Annotated in this window: 17 protein-coding genes; 12 read left to right on the top strand and 5 right to left on the bottom strand. The window is 68.1% G+C overall.

From position 1 onward, the window contains the following. The first annotated feature begins 76 nt into the window (after positions 1-76). From ACWDRB_RS53360 to ACWDRB_RS53340, 5 genes are all read left to right on the top strand, one after another. Positions 77-898 carry a patatin-like phospholipase family protein gene (locus ACWDRB_RS53360; RefSeq protein WP_449908152.1) on the top strand — a complete coding sequence of 274 codons (822 nt, stop codon included), beginning with the start codon at positions 77-79 and terminating at the stop codon, positions 896-898. Positions 899-1,061: 163 nt separating this feature from the next. After that, positions 1,062-3,173, top strand: coding sequence for a golvesin C-terminal-like domain-containing protein (locus ACWDRB_RS53355; RefSeq protein WP_449908150.1), 2,112 nt, complete (start codon positions 1,062-1,064; stop codon positions 3,171-3,173). A 112-nt stretch (positions 3,174-3,285) separates the two neighbouring features. Then, on the top strand, positions 3,286-3,828 hold the full coding sequence (locus tag ACWDRB_RS53350) for a pyridoxamine 5'-phosphate oxidase family protein (RefSeq protein ID WP_449908149.1): 543 nt from the start codon (positions 3,286-3,288) through the stop codon (positions 3,826-3,828). Positions 3,829-3,890: 62 nt separating this feature from the next. Further along, positions 3,891-4,346: a hypothetical protein gene (locus ACWDRB_RS53345; RefSeq protein ID WP_449908147.1), complete on the top strand. Its 456-nt coding sequence runs from the start codon at positions 3,891-3,893 to the stop codon at positions 4,344-4,346. Between the two features lie 54 nt (positions 4,347-4,400). Further along, positions 4,401-5,564, top strand: coding sequence for an aromatic ring-hydroxylating oxygenase subunit alpha (locus tag ACWDRB_RS53340; protein ID WP_449908145.1), 1,164 nt, complete (start codon positions 4,401-4,403; stop codon positions 5,562-5,564). On the opposite strand, the gene ACWDRB_RS53335 is transcribed toward ACWDRB_RS53340, so the two are convergent. Then, positions 5,554-6,261, bottom strand: a complete 708-nt coding sequence (locus tag ACWDRB_RS53335) for an SDR family oxidoreductase (protein ID WP_355207403.1) — start codon at positions 6,259-6,261, stop codon at positions 5,554-5,556. The two genes, ACWDRB_RS53340 and ACWDRB_RS53335, sit on opposite strands and share 11 nt — an antisense overlap. Before the next feature lie 59 nt (positions 6,262-6,320). On the opposite strand from ACWDRB_RS53335, the gene ACWDRB_RS53330 reads away from it, so the two are divergent. Then, a complete protein-coding gene (locus ACWDRB_RS53330) occupies positions 6,321-6,728 on the top strand; it encodes a MerR family transcriptional regulator (protein WP_449908143.1) in 408 nt (135 codons plus the stop codon). Between the two features lie 28 nt (positions 6,729-6,756). On the opposite strand, the gene ACWDRB_RS53325 is transcribed toward ACWDRB_RS53330, so the two are convergent. Next, the gene (locus tag ACWDRB_RS53325; protein ID WP_449908141.1) at positions 6,757-7,233 is read right to left on the bottom strand and encodes a DUF488 family protein, N3 subclade; all 477 of its coding nucleotides are present in this window, start codon (positions 7,231-7,233) and stop codon (positions 6,757-6,759) included. An 83-nt stretch (positions 7,234-7,316) separates the two neighbouring features. After that, positions 7,317-7,712 (bottom strand): RidA family protein, encoded by a 396-nt coding sequence (locus tag ACWDRB_RS53320; protein ID WP_449908315.1) that lies wholly within the window; start codon positions 7,710-7,712, stop codon positions 7,317-7,319. A gap of 128 nt (positions 7,713-7,840) precedes the next feature. Between ACWDRB_RS53320 and ACWDRB_RS53315 the strand changes: the two genes are divergently transcribed. Beyond that, positions 7,841-8,815: a helix-turn-helix transcriptional regulator gene (locus ACWDRB_RS53315; protein WP_449908139.1), complete on the top strand. Its 975-nt coding sequence runs from the start codon at positions 7,841-7,843 to the stop codon at positions 8,813-8,815. 67 nt (positions 8,816-8,882) lie between these two features. Here ACWDRB_RS53315 and ACWDRB_RS53310 read toward each other — a convergent pair whose 3' ends face one another. Next, the gene (locus ACWDRB_RS53310) at positions 8,883-9,629 is read right to left on the bottom strand and encodes a VOC family protein (RefSeq protein WP_449908137.1); all 747 of its coding nucleotides are present in this window, start codon (positions 9,627-9,629) and stop codon (positions 8,883-8,885) included. A gap of 360 nt (positions 9,630-9,989) precedes the next feature. Here ACWDRB_RS53310 and ACWDRB_RS53305 point away from each other — a divergent pair, with 360 nt between their 5' ends. From ACWDRB_RS53305 to ACWDRB_RS53295, 3 genes are read left to right on the top strand one after another with little or no spacing between them, the layout of a single operon-like run. Then, positions 9,990-10,838: a peptidoglycan-binding domain-containing protein gene (locus tag ACWDRB_RS53305; RefSeq protein ID WP_449908136.1), complete on the top strand. Its 849-nt coding sequence runs from the start codon at positions 9,990-9,992 to the stop codon at positions 10,836-10,838. A 49-nt stretch (positions 10,839-10,887) separates the two neighbouring features. Next, the gene (locus ACWDRB_RS53300) at positions 10,888-11,781 is read left to right on the top strand and encodes a peptidase inhibitor family I36 protein (protein WP_449908134.1); all 894 of its coding nucleotides are present in this window, start codon (positions 10,888-10,890) and stop codon (positions 11,779-11,781) included. Positions 11,782-11,817: 36 nt separating this feature from the next. After that, positions 11,818-12,774 carry a SpoIID/LytB domain-containing protein gene (locus ACWDRB_RS53295; protein WP_449908132.1) on the top strand — a complete coding sequence of 319 codons (957 nt, stop codon included), beginning with the start codon at positions 11,818-11,820 and terminating at the stop codon, positions 12,772-12,774. Between the two features lie 54 nt (positions 12,775-12,828). On the opposite strand, the gene ACWDRB_RS53290 is transcribed toward ACWDRB_RS53295, so the two are convergent. Further along, positions 12,829-13,857: an NBR1-Ig-like domain-containing protein gene (locus ACWDRB_RS53290; RefSeq protein WP_449908130.1), complete on the bottom strand. Its 1,029-nt coding sequence runs from the start codon at positions 13,855-13,857 to the stop codon at positions 12,829-12,831. A 68-nt stretch (positions 13,858-13,925) separates the two neighbouring features. Here ACWDRB_RS53290 and ACWDRB_RS53285 point away from each other — a divergent pair, with 68 nt between their 5' ends. Both ACWDRB_RS53285 and ACWDRB_RS53280 read left to right on the top strand, forming a co-directional pair. Next, entirely contained in the window at positions 13,926-14,051 is a 126-nt protein-coding gene (locus tag ACWDRB_RS53285) for a hypothetical protein (protein WP_449908128.1), read from the top strand. 686 nt (positions 14,052-14,737) lie between these two features. After that, a partial coding sequence (locus tag ACWDRB_RS53280) for a M23 family metallopeptidase (RefSeq protein WP_449908126.1) occupies positions 14,738-15,666 on the top strand: 929 nt, incomplete at its 3' end.

The raw sequence follows: 15,666 nt of genomic DNA, 5'->3' as shown, positions 1-15,666 counted from the left end.
CGCGGTACAGGGTCGGCGCCACCGGAGCCGCCTGGCGCGTTGACCTCAAGCAAGGTTGAGGGGACACGATGACGGCATGACCTCTCTTCAGTACGGAAAAGCGCTGGTCCTCGGTGCCGGCGGACTTGTCGGCACGGCGTGGCTGTCGGGCCTCGCCGCAGGGCTGCGCCGCGAGGGCATCGACCTCGCCGAGGCCGACCTCATCGTGGGCACCTCTGCCGGCGCGATCGTCGCGGCCATGCTCACCACCGGCCGGGCCCTGGCCGATGTGGAGACGCTGCCGTCCACGGGCGCCGGACGTTCCGGGCCACCGGACCTGGCCGCGATGTCACAGGCGTTCGCCACGCTGGTCGACCCGACCCTGGAACCGGATGACAAACGCCGTCGAGCCGGGCGCATCGCGCTCGCTGCCGAGGCCCCGTCCGAAGACGGACACCTGACCGGGATTTCCTCCCTGGTCGAGACCGAGAAGTGGCCCGACCGCCCCTTGCTGATCACCGCGGTGGATGCCGAGACCGGCGAACCGAAGGTATGGGACCGCGACGGCGAGGCGACCCTGGTCGAGGCCGCGGCGTCGAGCTCCGCGTTTCCCGGAACGGTCGCTCCGATCACCGTCAACGGCCGCCGCTACATGGACGGCGCTCTGCGCAACGGCGTGAACGCCGACCTCGCCGCCACCGCCGTGACCCGCGTTTTCATCGAGCCGATGGCCGACCGTTTCCCGGCGAGCGACCCTCGGGACGTGCGCATCGGCCCGGATGCCGAGGCGTTGGCGGCGTTCGGCCCCGACCTCGGAAACCGGGAGGCATGGACGCCTGTCTACCACGCCGGAGTCCGGCAGGCCCCGCAGGTCGCCGTGGTGCTGCGTCCTGTCTGGGACGCGGCCCCCGTCGCCTGATCAGCGACAGCCGACACCATGCTCGTCGGCAGCGCCGTTGTGATCGTCATCTCGTCCCTCCGGTGAGATGATCTCCGCGGACGCGCGGCGAACCTCAGGCTCCCGCCCCCGTACCTGCTCGTGACGGATCGCCGGCCCCCACCCCCCACTCCGGAGGCAGCACATGCCACAGCCAGATCCCCATCACCCCCTCATCGGGCGCAGAGCCTTCGGCCTCGGAGTCGCCGCGGCCTCGTTGACCGTCGCACTCGGTCCCGCCTTGTCCGCGGACGCGACGACGTCCCGGCGGCAGGCGACACTGTCCGACAGCACGGCCTTCGACGAGACGACGCTGTGGGACAACACCGTGGATCCGCTGGAGAGCTACCACGTCCACGGGCTGGCCGTGCTGCCGGACGACACCATCCTGGTCATCACGGAAGGCCGCCACGAGGTGTGCGACGCGGGCCCCCGAGACCTGCTCGTCCGCCGTAGCCCCGACGGCGGCGACACCTGGCAGCCGACCCGAACGCTGGTCGCCTCGGTCGGAGGCCAGTCGTGGGGGAACCCGACCTTCGTGGTCGACCGGCTCACCGGCGGCATCTTCCTGTTCTACATGCTCTCCACCCGGCTGCCGGAGAACACCGGCTGCTCCGGCGACAAGGGCGACCTCTTCATGATCTCCAGCGCAGACGGCGGTCTCACCTGGAGCGCGCCGCGCGATATGTCAGGCCTGTTCAGCCAGTTCCCCTACGAATGGACGCTGCACGGCCCCGGCCCCGGACACGGCATCCAGCTGGACAACGGCCGGCTGCTGCTCAACTGCGCCCACCGCCGCGAGGTCACCGGCAACACCGTCGCCGAACGCCGCTACGGCGTGGCGTCGATCTACAGCGACGACCACGGCCGGACCTGGCACGCCACCGGGGAGGTGCCGGTCTCCGCCGCCTATCCCATCAACGAGGCCAGGCTGATCCAGAGGTCCGACGGCACGGTGCTGATCAACGGCCGGGCCGCCGCGGGCGGCAACCGGCAGCGGATCGTGTCGGTCAGCGCCGATCGTGGGCTCAGCTGGTCGCCGCCGCAGCTCGACGGGGCCACCGGTACGTTCAACGCCGTGGACGCCAGCCTGCTGCGCTACACGGGCGGGCCGGGCACGTCCGAAGTGAGCCGGGTGTTGTTCAGCCGCCCCGACTCCCCCGTTCGTACCAACCTGACCGTGTCGATCAGCTACGACGACGCGCACTCCTTCCGCTACAGCCGGGTGATCAACGAGGGCCGGTCGTACTACTCCGAACTCGGCCGGCTCACCGACGGCAGGATCCTGCTCCTCTACGGCCGTGACGGCGACGACCCGAGCTTCCCCCGCCGCGTGGTCATGAGCCGGTTCTCGCTCGAATGGCTGAGCGGCGGCCGCGACAGCCTGTCCGACGGCCCCGGCTACTCCGAACGTCTCATCGACCTCACCACCGGCGCCGCCACGTCCGGCGGCACCATGTCCGCCGTCCAGGACCCCTTGGCCCGCGGCGGGAAACGGGTGGTGTTCACCACTTCCCAGACCGGCACGTACTTCGAATACACCGTGAACGTCCCGGCACCGGGAACCTATGAGCTGCTGCTGCGCTACTTCCGTACCGCTGACGGAGGCCTGGTCACCGTCTCGGTCGACGGCGTCAAACCCCGGGCCGCGCTGGTGGACACCACCGCCGACCGGGCTGACGGCCACGACGTCGCGCAACTCGGCAGCCTCGATCTGACGGCCGGCTCGCACAAGATCCGGTTCACCGCTTCCGGGGTGGGCCGCGGCGGCGGCAGGCTGGTCTCGCTGGACACGCTGAGCCTGATCGACGCGCTCTCCCAACCCGACGTACGGGAAGAGGCGGTGGTCGACAACGACGAACTCGGCTACGAAATCATCAGCGGCACCTGGTCTGCCAGCTCGAGCGTGCCCGGCTACCGGGGCGGCAACTACCACTACGCCCCCGCCGGTACGGGCGGGCACGTCGTCCGGTGGCGGCCCGTGGTCCCGCTCACCGGCGACTACGAGGTACAGGTCTCGTACACCGCGCACGAGAACCGCGCGAGCAACGCTCCCTTCACGGTCCGTCATGCCAGTGGGACAACGCTCGTACGCGTCGATCAGCGCAGGAGCGGAGCGACGGAGCCGCGCGGCGGTTCCTGGGTCTCGCTCGGCACGTACCGCATCAGCGAGGGGGTGGGCAGGGTCGAGCTGAGCAACAACGCGAACGGCGTGGTCATCGCCGACGCCGTCCGGCTGCTCCGCGCACCTGGATGACATGGCGTCCGCAGAACGCCGGAAAATGCGACAGAAGGTGTCGGGTTTTTGGTCGAGGATCGTGTCACCGGTCGGCAGATGTGGACCGGACCCACGGATAGACAGGACCTCGATGCGCGAAACGCCAGAAGATCTCGAAAGGCTCCAGGCCCTCCTGGACACCTCCCTCTCCCGCTCCACCTCGCACCTCCGTTCGATCATCAGCACCGAGAGGACACTGACCGCAGAGCAGCTCACCGGGATCCTCACCGGCATGTGCACCCTTGCCCTGTCCACCGTGACGGCCAAGGGCGAGCCGCGAATCAGTGGCGCGGACGGGCATTTCCTGCACGGCAAGTGGCACTTCGGCACGGCGCCCGGCGCCGCCAAGGCCCGCCACCTGGCCGCCCGCCCCGCCGTCAGCGTCGCGCACATGCGCGGGGAGGACCTGGGCGTGTTCACGCACGGCACGGTGGAGATCCTCAACTCCCAGAACGGCGAGCCGGCCGCGGACTGGCCGGACCTGCTCGCGTACTTCAAGGACTTCTACGGCGACGACGCCTTCGACTGGGACAACGACGTGGTCTACTACCGGCTGCACCCGCACTGGATGACCGCCTACGCCCCCGACATCGCCAAGCTCACTGCGGCGTCGCACGAGGGGGACGAAGGTTGACCGCATTCGTACGGGATGTCGAGACCATCGAGGTGGTGAGGGCTCGTACCAACAACGTGTCGGTGAGCATCCCCAAAGGGCAGCTTGTCGCCTTCACCGGAGTGAGCGGCAGCGGCAAGAGCAGCCTGCTCGGCGCGCTCGGGACGAGCGTGGAGGCCGCCCTGAACGGGACGGCGACCGACATGGTGCGGGAGGTGACCGGCCTCGCGGGGTTCGGCTGGGTCGCCGTCGTCGATCAGGAACCGCTCGGGCGGACGCCGCGGTCCAACCCGGCTACCTACAGCAAGGCGTTCGACATCGTCCGCAGGCTGTTCGCCGAAACCGGTGCGGCGCGCGGGCGCGGGGTCGATGCCTCCTGGTTCAGCTTCAACACCGCGGGTGGTGGCCGCTGCGAGATCTGCACCGGTTATGGCCGCAAGCTGGTTGACATGCACTTTCTGCCGGATGTGTGGGTGGTCTGCGACGCGTGCGAGGGCCGGCGCGCGACGATGTCGGCGTTGCGGGGCTGGGAGCCTTGAATCCTCATCGGAAGGATCATTAGGCTCTCATTTGGTGCCTGCATTGGAGGTACGGTGACCCCGGACTCAGCCTCCGAAATCGACCATATTTCGGCCGGATACGACCCGGATCCCGCGCTGTCGATGTCCTTGCATGCCGACGCCTACACCGATGTGAAGTGGTTCGACGTCGACCAGCGGGCGATCTTCGCGCGTACGTGGCAGTGGCTGTGCCATGTGGAGAAGCTGCGGGAGGCAGGCGGCTACGTGACGGGCACGGTGGCCGGCATGCCGATCGTCGCCGTCCGGGACGAGGCCGGCACGCTGCGGGCGTTCTACAACGTGTGCAAGCACCGGGCGCACGAGCTACTGTCCGGTTCCGGCGTCCGGCGCAGCATCGTGTGCCCGTACCACGCCTGGAACTTCGAGCTGACCGGCAGGCTGAGGCGAGCACGCAACACTGGTGCCATGCCGGGCTTCGACCCCTCTGCGGTGTGCCTGGATCAGATCCAGGTTGCCGAGTTCGGCGGCATGGTCTACGTCAACCTCGACCCCGGGGCGACCCCGCTGCCGGAGCAGGCCGGAGGCCTGGGGGCGGAGATCGAAGCGCGGGCGCCGGACGTGGCCAAGCTGACCCTCGCCCGCCGGCTCACTTACGACATCGCCTCCAACTGGAAGAACGTCGTCGACAACTTCCTGGAGTGCTACCACTGCCACGTGGCCCACAAGGACTTTGTGTCCCTGGTCGACATGAGCACCTACAAGGTCACCACGTACGGGATCTACTCCAGTCATATGGCCCAGGCGGGGAAAGCGGAGAACACCGCCTACGACGTGTCGGGGGCGACCGTCACCGAGCACGCGGTCTGGTGGCTGTGGCCCAACACCTGCCTGCTGCGCTATCCCGGCCGCGGAAACTTCATGGTGCTGCAGATCGTCCCTGACGGCCCGGAACGCACTCGCGAGATCTGGGACTTCTACCTGGAGACCGCGGAGCCGAACGAGGCCGAGCTGGACAGCATCCGCTACATCGACGAGGTTCTCCAGGTGGAGGACATCGCCTTGGTGGAGAGCGTCCAGCGCGGGATGCGCACTCCTGCCTTCACCCAGGGGAAGATCGTCTACAACCCCCAGGAGTCCGGGTTGTCCGAGCACGCGGTCCACCATTTTCACGGCCTCGTCCTCGACGCCTACCGACATGAGCTGGAGCGAATCAGCTCACCACAGGTCACGCCGTGAGGGCGGCCGCGGCTTCCCGGTAGATGACGCTCGGGTCCTCGGACAGCCACGCCTTCACCTGGTGGCTCCAGGCGTCGGCGAGCACCTCTGCCCGGTGCGCCTCGATGCCGTCGAGGGCTGCCGCGACGATCGTCTCGGGGGCGGTCTTGTCGCCGTCGTACCAGGCCATCATGTCGGTGTCCGCGGCGCCGAGGTGCAGGCCCGTCACCAGAGTGCGCTGGTCGGCCAGCTCCAGGCGGACGCTGTTGGTGAGCGCCCACTCGGCGGCCTTGGCCGCGTGGTAGGCGCCCGCGCCGTTGAAGGCGAGCCACGAGATCGCCGACAGGACGTTGAGGATCGCGCCGTCGGCCAGTTGGGGCGCGAAGGCGCGGATCACGTTGAGGGTGCCGTAGAAGTGGGTGTCCATCTCGCGGCGGATCGTGTCGAGGTCGCCGGTGACGAGGTTCGCGCCGGTGGAGATGCCCGCGTTGTTGATGACGATCTTGACGTCGGATGCCGCGGCGGCCGCGGCGGCGACCGACGCCGGGTCGGTGATGTCCAGGGGCAGCGGGATGACTCCTGGTACGTCGATGAGGTCGGGACGGCGGGCGGTGGCGTACACCTTGCCGGCGCCGCGGTCGAGGAGGGAAAGGACGAATTGCCGGCCCAGGCCCCGGTTGGCGCCGGTGACCAGCACATGTGCTCCGTTGATCTGCATATCGGATAGGTTAAAACCTGACGTTGACGTCAGAGGCAAGTGTTGTGATGGAGGTCACGATGCGTATCGGCGAGTTGGCGGCGCGGTCGGGCGTCAGCGTGCGGGCCTTGCGTTACTACGAGGAGCAGGGGCTGCTGGAGGCGGGCCGGAGCGGCTCCGGACAGCGTCACTATCATGAGGCGGCGGCCGACCGCGTTCAGCTGATCCAGATGCTCTACTCCGCCGGCCTGTCCAGCCGGACCATCGCCGAGCTGCTGCCCTGCGTCGATGCCAAGGTCAGCACCCCCGAATCGCGTGCCCGGCTGGCCGCCGAGCGTGATCGTATCGATGCCCAGATCGCCGCGTTGACCCGTACCCGTGACCAGCTGGACACGGTCATCGCCTTCGCCGGAAGCCCGGCCAGCGGCTGCGCGTGGATCGCGGACGGAGACGTCGCCGCGCAGGTGAGCCACTCCGCGGCGTCATGATCGTACGGGCGCTCCCGCGCTGCACGCGTCACAACGGGCGCAGGTGCTCGATCGTGACGCGGTGCTGCTCGGTCAGCCGCTGGGCGATCAACGAGCGGTGGCAGGCCTCGGCGTCGCGCTCGACACAGAGCAGCGCCGCGGTCCCGCTGCTCGGCAGCGCCGACACGATCGGCGTGAGGTCGGCGCGGTCGAGGATCTCGGTGATGTAGCGGCGGGTGTACTCGGCGGCGAGCTCGCGGCGCGAGCGCTTGCCGACCCCTTGGCGGTCGTCCTCGGCGTACTGGAGCCGGCGTAACTCGGTGGTCGGGGCGAGCTCAAGGTGGTGCTCGTAGGTGATCCCGGCATGCGCGAGGGCCGCCTGCAGCCGGAGCGAGTTCGCCCAGGCGTACTCGGGTCCGCGGACACCGCGGCGCTGGCGTACATCGAGCAGCAGGCGGACGTCCGCGTGCCGCAGTCGGTGCAGGAAGGACGCGCCGTCGAAGCCGTACACGCCGATTGTCACCATTCTGAGCACCGGAAATCACCCACCTTGCTAATAGCTCGTGCCGCCTCCGGCAGTGCGGCCCTGCCGGAGGCGGCGAGGTCGCATCACGCGACGGCGGTCCCCTCAAGCTCGACCATCAGGTCGGGGATCGCCAGCCGCGTCACCCCGAGCATCGTGGTGGACGGCGCCACCCCGGCGGCGCCCAACCGCGACGCCAGCACGCCGTAGTGCTCGAAGAGCCGATCGACGTCGGTGGTGTAGACGTTGAGCCGGACGAGGTTCGCGAGGGACATGCCGGCCTCGCCGAGCACGGCCTCCAGGTTGTCGAGGCTCAGCGCCAGCTGCGCCGCCATGTCCTCGGCATGCTGGGGCCTGCCTTCGCCGCTCATCGCGGTCTGCCCGGAGCAGTACAGGGTCCGGGTGTGCCCGGAGACGATCTCACCCTGGTTGTAGCCCATCTCCACCGACCACGCCCACGGGTTGACCGCCGTTCGCTCCATTGCCACATCAGCTCCATTCGATTTATGCACGTAGATCGGCTCGGTAGCCGTCATCTTCCTGGTCGCGCTGATGAGCCTCCCAACAAATCACGACATCCTGTGTCGTGTATTGCTTGTAATGTTTCCGTGTGCGTGCCGACCGGTTGGTCTCGCTGGTGCTGCTGCTGCGGCAGCACGGTCGGCTGTCCGCGGTCGCGCTGGCCCGCGAGCTGGAGGTATCCACCCGCACCGTGCTGCGCGACATCGAGGCGCTGTCCTCGGCCGGTGTCCCGGTCTACGCCGAACGCGGCCGGCACGGCGGTTTCGCGTTGTTGCCCGGTTTCCGTACCGAGCTCACCGGGCTGAACCACGACGAGGCCCTTGCCCTGCTGATCGCCGGATCGCGGCGCGGCGCGCAGGCGTTCGGCCTCGGCTCGGCGCTCGCTTCGGCGATGCTCAAGGTGGTTGACGCGCTGCCCGAAAGCTATCGGGACACCGCGGCCGGCGCGGCCGAGCGGTTGCTCATCGATCCGGAGACCGACCTCCTCTCGCGTCGGCTGGTCGCCGAGGAGGTGCCTGACACCGTGGTGGCCGAGGTCCGGCGCGCGGTGCTCGCCGGACACAAGCTGCGCATCCACTACGCGGCTGTGGACCAGAGCCCGAAGTGGCGCACGGTGGACCCGATCGGCCTGGTCACCGTACGCGACCAGGGCTACCTGTTGGCCACGAGGTCTGGCGAGGACCGCACCTACCGGCTGTCCCGGGTCCTGGCCGCCCAGGAACTCGCCGAACCCGCGCAGCGACCGGACCGGGTCGATCTGGACCGGGCCTGGCAGGAACGCAGCACGCGGTTTCGGGCCGGCGGCGACCAGGTCACCGTGCTGCTACGGGTGAACCCGGCGCGACGGGAGGACCTGCTGGGCACCGCACTGGCCGTTCGTGCCGAGGAACCCGACTCAGACGGCTGGCTGCGGATGGAGGTGGCCTTCCAAGATTCGAGACACGCCGAGTGGGCGCTGTGGCAGCTCAGCACGAACGCGGAAGCCCTGTCCCCGCAGTGGTTGCGCGACTCCCTGCGTAACCGCGCCACCGCGCTCGCCACCCGCTACGGAGTGTCGTCCTGAGAGCCGGCCGGTCTCCGACGCGATTACGTTCGAGCGACTTGCCGCTCTCCGGCACGCAGGCTTCGCGTCAGGCTGCCGCCGGACGGAGGACGCAGAACTCGTTACCCTCCGGGTCGGCGAGGACCATCCACGGGACGTCGCCCTGGCCGACGTCGGCGAGCGTCGCGCCGAGGGTCTGCAGCCGGGCCACCTCCGCCGCCTGATCCTCACCGCGGTACGGCAGCAGGTCGAGGTGGACGCGGTTCCACACGGTCTTCGCACCGGGCGCTGTGCGGAGGAACTCAAGATACGGCCCGACACCCTTGGCGGAGCGCAACCGCGCGTGATCGTCGGTCACCTCGTGCACGGTCCAGTCCATCGCCTCGCCCCAGAACCGGGCCATGGCCCGCGGGTCCGCGCAGTCGACCACCACCGTGGCGATCGGCCCGGTGTCCCGGTAGATCTCCCGAGGCTCCAGCACGCAGAACACGTTGCCCTCCGGGTCGGCCAGCACCGTCCACGGGACGTCACCCTGGCCCACATCGGCGGGCGTCGCACCGAGCTCCTTCAGGCGCGCGACCAACTCCGCCTGATGGGCAGCAGAGGTGGTGGCGAGATCGATGTGCACGCGGTACTTCACCGATTCGGGGTCCGGGACGGTGACGACATCGACGCAGACGGCGGTGGGGTCCGGCCAGACGAAACCCATGGGCTCGACGTTGGTCACACCGGGTCCCTCGCTGGAAACACCCCAGCCGAGCGCCTCCGCCCAGAACCGGCCGAGCGCCGAGTCATCCCGAGCCTTGAAATTCACCTGAACGAACTGCAGCCCCATGGCGCCCACCCTATGCCCAACAAATACCGGCGGTAGCGGGCAGGTCGGGGACTTCTCCGAGCGGCCGAAGGCTTTGGGCGGGCGGCAACGGGGACCCGCGGAGCGTTCGGGAACCGAGCCGCCCGCGTAAGTGGCCGCCTCAGACAATCTTCGCCGTACGTGAGCCCATGTACCGCCTTACAACCCGGCCTGAGCTGGCCTTTCTCGCCATCGGATCACCTGTCAAACGGCGCGTACGCCCGTACGGAAATGCCCGTCGAACAGGCTGACAACACCGATCTTCTTCCGGACACGCGAGCGAACCGGAACGTTGGATCCCGCCAGACCGGATTCGCCCCAGCCCCTGAACCAGGAGTAACGATGAAGCTGCCCTCACGCGCCGCCGCCCTCATGGCGGCCGTCCTGTTCACTTCGCTGACGGGAGTGTACGAGGCGTCGGCGGCGACACAGACGGCTGACGCTGAGGCCCTTCCGAGCGTGAACATGGAAGCCACCGTCAAGGCGGCCCAGATCGACCCGCGGCGGCCCGACAATACGCTGACTCCGGGCGCCAAGGCCAGCGTGCTCCTCGTCGAGGAGGCGCTGCGTGACGGACGCTTTCTCGACGCGAAGTGGGTGGACGGCTACTTCGGCTCCACGACGGTCACCGCCTACGCGAAGTACCAGAAGTCGCTCGGCCTCAGTGGTCTCGACGCCAACGGCCTGCCGGGCAAGACGTCGCTCACCAAGCTCGGTGCCGGCCGCTTCAAGGTCACCGGCGTCATCGACCCGGGCGCCCGGGTGTCCACCGGCGGTTTCGTCATCAACGCTCGCACACGAAACATGCTGGCGGAGGCCAAGCGGCTGCTCGGTCGCGACCTCAAGCTGGATCAGGGCTCGTACAACCCCGGCGGCGACCCCACATCCGCGGGCACCCACGACGGCGGGGGCGTCGTCGACATCTCGGTCAAGGGGATGAATTCCGCCACCCGCACCGCGGCCGTCCGCGCGTTGCGCCTCGTCGGCTTCGCCGCATGGCTGCGTAACCCCCAGCAGGACGACTGGCCGTGGCACATCCACGCCACCGCCATCAACGACACCAGCCTCTCCGGCCAGGCCCAGCACCAGATCGGTGACTACTACCTCGGCCTGAACGGGCTCGCCGGCCGCGGCCCGGACGACGGCCCGAAGGTGACCATCCGTACCTGGGAGGAGTACCAGCGCCGCTGACTCCTCCAAATCCGAAACCCAGACTCCGCACATAGAAAAGGAACAGCACATGAGAACGCTCGCCAGGATCCTCACCGCGACGACCGCAGCGATGGCACTCAGCGGGACGGTCCTCGCCACCGCATCGCCCGCCTCGGCCGCAAGCCGCGACGGCGTCTGTGACACCGGCGAATTCTGCTACTACTTCAACAGCAACAACCAGGGATCGCTCTCCGACTTCACCGGATCGATCGACGACTACGCCACCACCCAGCCCACCTGCTACGACTTCAAGGGCCCCGGCGAGGGCAAGGGCAAATGCATCAAGAACGCCGCCGCCTCCGTCTGGAACCGCAGCAGCAAAACCGTCCGCGTCTACTTCAACAGCGGCCACACCGGCACCTACCAGGACTTCGCCGCAGGCGCCAAGGGCAACCTGAACGCCACCCTCAAGAACCAGAACGCCTCGCACCAGTTCAGCCCGTCGTCGTCACCGTCGCGCAGCAACATGTCGACCTCGCTGTACAAGGCCGCAGCCACGATCACCTGCGGCTTCGACGGTTACACCTCCACCTCCGGCCGGCACGAAGGCATCGACATCGCCCGCGGCATCGGCTCGAATGTTTACAACCTGGTGGCCGGCAAGGTCATCAACGTCGTACGCGGCTCCACCGGCAGGGCCGGACTTTCCACGATCGCCGTCTACAACGCCGCAGCGAACAAGACGGTGATCTACCTGCACTCCGCTCCGTCGTCCTCCCTGCGCGTGGGCCAGCAGGTCAGCCGTGGCCAGGTCATCGCCACCGAGTCGTGGCACGGGGTGTCGAGCCGTTCGTCCGCGCACACCCACGTCGAGATGCGTCTCGGACAGCAGACGCGTGCGGCCAAGAGCGTCGGCGACCCGCACCTGGAGAACCCGAACCCGACCTCGTTCTGGAACTCCCAGGGCTACACCGTCCGATAACGCTCCGCGGCCACCGACAAGATGAGGAAGACAACTGTGCCTTTACGAACTGTCCGGCTGATCTCGCGGCTCGCGGCCGCGGCGACCGCCGTGATGGCGCTCGGCGGGACGGTCCTCGCCACCGCATCGCCCGCCTCGGCCGCAAGCCGCGACGGCGTCTGTGACACCGGCGAATTCTGCTACTACTTCAACAGCAACAACCAGGGATCGCTCTCCGACTTCACCGGATCGATCGACGACTACGCCACCACCCAGCCCACCTGCTACGACTTCAAGGGCCCCGGCGAGGGCAAGGGCAAATGCATCAAGAACGCCGCCGCCTCCGTCTGGAACCGCAGCAGCAAAACCGTCCGCGTCTACTTCAACAGCGGCCACACCGGCACCTACCAGGACTTCGCCGCAGGCGCCAAGGGCAACCTGAACGCCACCCTCAAGAACCAGAACGCCTCGCACCAGTTCCTGAGCTCCACAACGCCGACGCCGACCGGGTGCAAGACCGACGGCACGGACACCAAGCTGCCCACGACGATCCTCGTGTACCGGAAGTCCCTCGATCGCGTGGAGCGGGTGGAGTTCAAGACCTACGTCAAGAACGTCCTGCCCAACGAGTGGGTGACGAGCTGGCCGAGCGAGTCCCTCAAGGCCGGGGCGATGGCCGTGAAGAACTTCGGCTGGTACTGGGCGCTGCACTCCAACCGCAAGACGTCAGACGGCCGCTGCTTCGACGTCTACGACCACACGTCGAGTCAGGTGTACAAGCCCGGCTCCGCGAAGGCGGTGACGAGCGCCGCGGTGGACGCGACCTGGGGCACCCGGCTGACCCGCAGCGGGAAGATCTTCCGGGCCCAGTACTGCTCCACGACGACGGCGTGCGGCAATTGGGTCGACGGCGACTGGATGTCGCAGTACGGCTCTCGCGATAAGGCCAGAGCGGGCTGGAGCTACTCCAGGATCCTCCAGAACTACTACACAGGGATCGTTCTCGGCTCCTGACTCCCCTGAGACCGTCCGACTCCGGTTCCCCGGCGTGCCACGCACGTCGGGGAATCAGAGTCCGTCGACGATGATCTGGAAGTTGATCGGCCGGCTTCCGGGGAACACGACCGCTCCCGAAGCGTCCACCATCTTGAATCGCACGTAGCACAAGCCTGGCTTCTTGGGCGTGGTGATGTCGGTCCGGATGTCGACCGTCTCGCCAGGTTGCGTGTCCTTGATCGGCACGTCGGAGATGGTCTGGCAATGGTCAGCCTGCTGCGTGGGGTCGAGGCGCCGCAGCGAATATCCCTTCCACGGCACGGTCCCGGCGTTCTTGAGCCGCCATACCTTGGTCATGGTCTTGCCGGGACCGACGCGCGTGCAGTCGGCCAGCGTGACGTCCTCGATGAACGCGGCCGCATCGCCCTTGTACAACGGCGGGGACCAAGGCGGGTTGGTCGAACGCACCGGGCAATCGGCTGGGGACAGCGCGGCGATCGATGGGCTGCCGGTCGGGTTCGGGCTGTTTCCCTCGGGCTCGGAGCCGCGATTGACGACGACCACGACGAGGACCGCCGCCCCCACGATGACAGCCGCTGCTGCGAACGCGGCCGCGCTGGTCAGCCGTAATCGTCCTCTGCTCCTCGGCGCGGGGAGCAGCGGCTGGATGTTGCCCGCGAGCTCGTCGGACGGCGGCCGCGGCGTAGGCACGGATGCCGAGGTCTCGCCGACCAACCGGGGCGCCTGCATCGTACGAAGCTCTGTGGCGGACACTGCGAGTCCACCGGACAGACCGTCCACCGAGGTGTCCACGCGGATCGCGGGATCCCCAGCGCTCGTCGATCTGACCGCCTGGTTCGCTCTCTCCCAGAGTTCGCGGTACGCGGCCGGGTCCGCGTTACACACCTTGACGAATTCGACGGTGGTCTCCCAACTCGGGAGCCGGTTACCCTTCGTGGCTTCATGCAACGTCGTGTGAGAAATCGCCCCTGACCGGCCGGACATCTCACGGAATGGTGGGTTGCCGACCGCGTTGCGTAACTCCCGCAGCGTCGCCGCAAAGTCCTCGATTATCTCCGCCCGTGCACGCCTGTCGTCCACCGTGTGAAGGTAACAGCACTCACGGTCGTCACTCAACTCGAACCGGAATCGGTGCGAAGCCGGGCGAGATGAGCGCGCAAAAGGCCGTACGGCTCATCCCGCTGCGGCTTGAAGTGGCCGCTGACCAGGCCTTACAGGCCCGCATCCTGGTCGAACACGTCGAAGGAGACCGGACCTCCGCCCCCACCCAATAATGCTGGATATAGGGACACCACGTTGACCGGAACGCCCTTAACCGAGCCGGTCCCGGCGGCGTATGTTCAGGTCGATGATTCGTGCGGAGTCCGTGGCCAGGGGCCGGAATATTACGCAACGAAGCGGCTCGGTCACGGCTTTAAATACCCTGTGGCAGGCCCGGGATAATTACTGTCGGCTTTTAATCCGCAGCCAGACTCATTCCCTCTCCCCCGGAATCCGCAGGGCCGTCAGGACACCAACGCGACCCTCGCGCCGCTCCCCTTCCTCCGGCGACGACGTCGAACGCGCGGCCGCGACCGAGCGGCTGGACCACGAGACCGAACTCGCCGTGGTTCCGCTGGGACGCCACTCCGGCAGTGGCGAGGTTCAGTCCTGCTGGTGGCAGTGAGGGTTACTCCGTCGTGAGCCGTTCGTGGCCGCCCCGGACAGGTGACGGCCCGAGGCCTTGATTACGGACCGTTCAACCACCATGACCGCGCGTTTCCCTGAGCCGGACCTCGTGCGGGCCCCCCGTTGAGCGAAGCGTCCAAGGTGGGAGGGCCTTTGTAGCTCTTTTGGATGTTCTTTGTACGTAGGGCTCCCAATCTTGATCACCGGCAAGGGCGCTACGCAAAGTCAACAGTCAAGATTTCGCGCACCGTCCGGGGCATCGGCCCTCCGGTGCGCGCAGAAAGGTATCCGCATGAGAACCAGAGGGGTGCTTACGGCCGGGCTCGCCCTGCTCTTCAGCCTCACGACCGGCCCGATCGCGACGGCCTGGGCCGCTCCGACGCCGACGCCGACTCCGACGTCCTCGTCGAAGGAGGACGAGGGGGAGATGGGCAACCCGGACAACCAGGTGGACGTCCCGCCGGTGTCCACGCTGGCGGCGCCGGCCATGCAGCTGCCGTTCCCCTGTGGTCAGACGTGGACGGGCAACTCCAGCGGGAGCAGCGCGCACAAGTCGTACGAGATCGACTTCAACCGGGGCAGCACCGCCGACGCCGACCGTGGCGACACCGTGGTCGCCGCCGCGGCCGGCACCGTGGTCATCTCGGCCCACCAGGGCTCCACCAACGGTTACGGCAACCTGGTCAAGATCGACCACGGTGGCGGCTGGACCACGTACTACGCGCACCTGACCGTCCGTTCGGTCTCCGCCGGCGCCCAGGTCACCCAGGGCCAGAAGATCGGCACGGTCGGCAACACCAGCAAGCCCGGCAACAACATCAGCCCGCACCTCCACTTCGAGGTCCGCCAGGGCACCAGCTACCCGAGCAACATCCGCAAGGCCGTCTTCAACGGCGCCACCTTCGGCTACCCGAACGCCAGCGTGACCTCCAAGAACAAGTGCGGCGGCGGCAGCCCCGGCAACCCGCACACCGCCGAGTCCGTCTGCGGCGCCGGCTACAAGGTGATCGATTCGGCGGCCCTCGGCTCCAGCGGCACGGTCTACCTGACCTTCAACTCCGCCAACGGCAACAACTGCGTCGCCACGATCAAGAAGGCCTCGCTCGGCAAGGCCACCGCCACCGCCGCCTATCTGGAGGTCGCGGGCAAGGCCCGGGCCACCGACACCGGCAGCTTCGAGTACTACGCCGGGCCGGTGCGCGGCGCGGCCGCCGGCAAGTG

The organism is Nonomuraea sp. NPDC003707 (genome assembly GCF_053587055.1).
Note: the sequence above shows the minus strand (reverse complement) of the source record. Positions and strands in the feature narration are given on the sequence as shown.

Excerpts from the sequence above, each read along its gene's own strand:
- ACWDRB_RS53350 (WP_449908149.1), top strand. The coding sequence starts at position 3,286 with ATGCGCGAAACGCCAGAAGATCTCGAAAGGCTCCAGGCCCTCCTGGAC.
- ACWDRB_RS53355 (WP_449908150.1), top strand. The coding sequence starts at position 1,062 with ATGCCACAGCCAGATCCCCATCACCCCCTCATCGGGCGCAGAGCCTTC.
- ACWDRB_RS53305 (WP_449908136.1), top strand. The coding sequence starts at position 9,990 with ATGAAGCTGCCCTCACGCGCCGCCGCCCTCATGGCGGCCGTCCTGTTC.
- ACWDRB_RS53330 (WP_449908143.1), top strand. The coding sequence starts at position 6,321 with ATGCGTATCGGCGAGTTGGCGGCGCGGTCGGGCGTCAGCGTGCGGGCC.
- ACWDRB_RS53310 (WP_449908137.1), bottom strand. The coding sequence starts at position 9,629 with ATGGGGCTGCAGTTCGTTCAGGTGAATTTCAAGGCTCGGGATGACTCG.
- ACWDRB_RS53300 (WP_449908134.1), top strand. The coding sequence starts at position 10,888 with ATGAGAACGCTCGCCAGGATCCTCACCGCGACGACCGCAGCGATGGCA.
- ACWDRB_RS53335 (WP_355207403.1), bottom strand. The coding sequence starts at position 6,261 with ATGCAGATCAACGGAGCACATGTGCTGGTCACCGGCGCCAACCGGGGC.
- ACWDRB_RS53360 (WP_449908152.1), top strand. The coding sequence starts at position 77 with ATGACCTCTCTTCAGTACGGAAAAGCGCTGGTCCTCGGTGCCGGCGGA.
- ACWDRB_RS53320 (WP_449908315.1), bottom strand. The coding sequence starts at position 7,712 with ATGGAGCGAACGGCGGTCAACCCGTGGGCGTGGTCGGTGGAGATGGGC.
- ACWDRB_RS53285 (WP_449908128.1), top strand. The coding sequence starts at position 13,926 with ATGAGCGCGCAAAAGGCCGTACGGCTCATCCCGCTGCGGCTTGAAGTG.
- ACWDRB_RS53325 (WP_449908141.1), bottom strand. The coding sequence starts at position 7,233 with ATGGTGACAATCGGCGTGTACGGCTTCGACGGCGCGTCCTTCCTGCAC.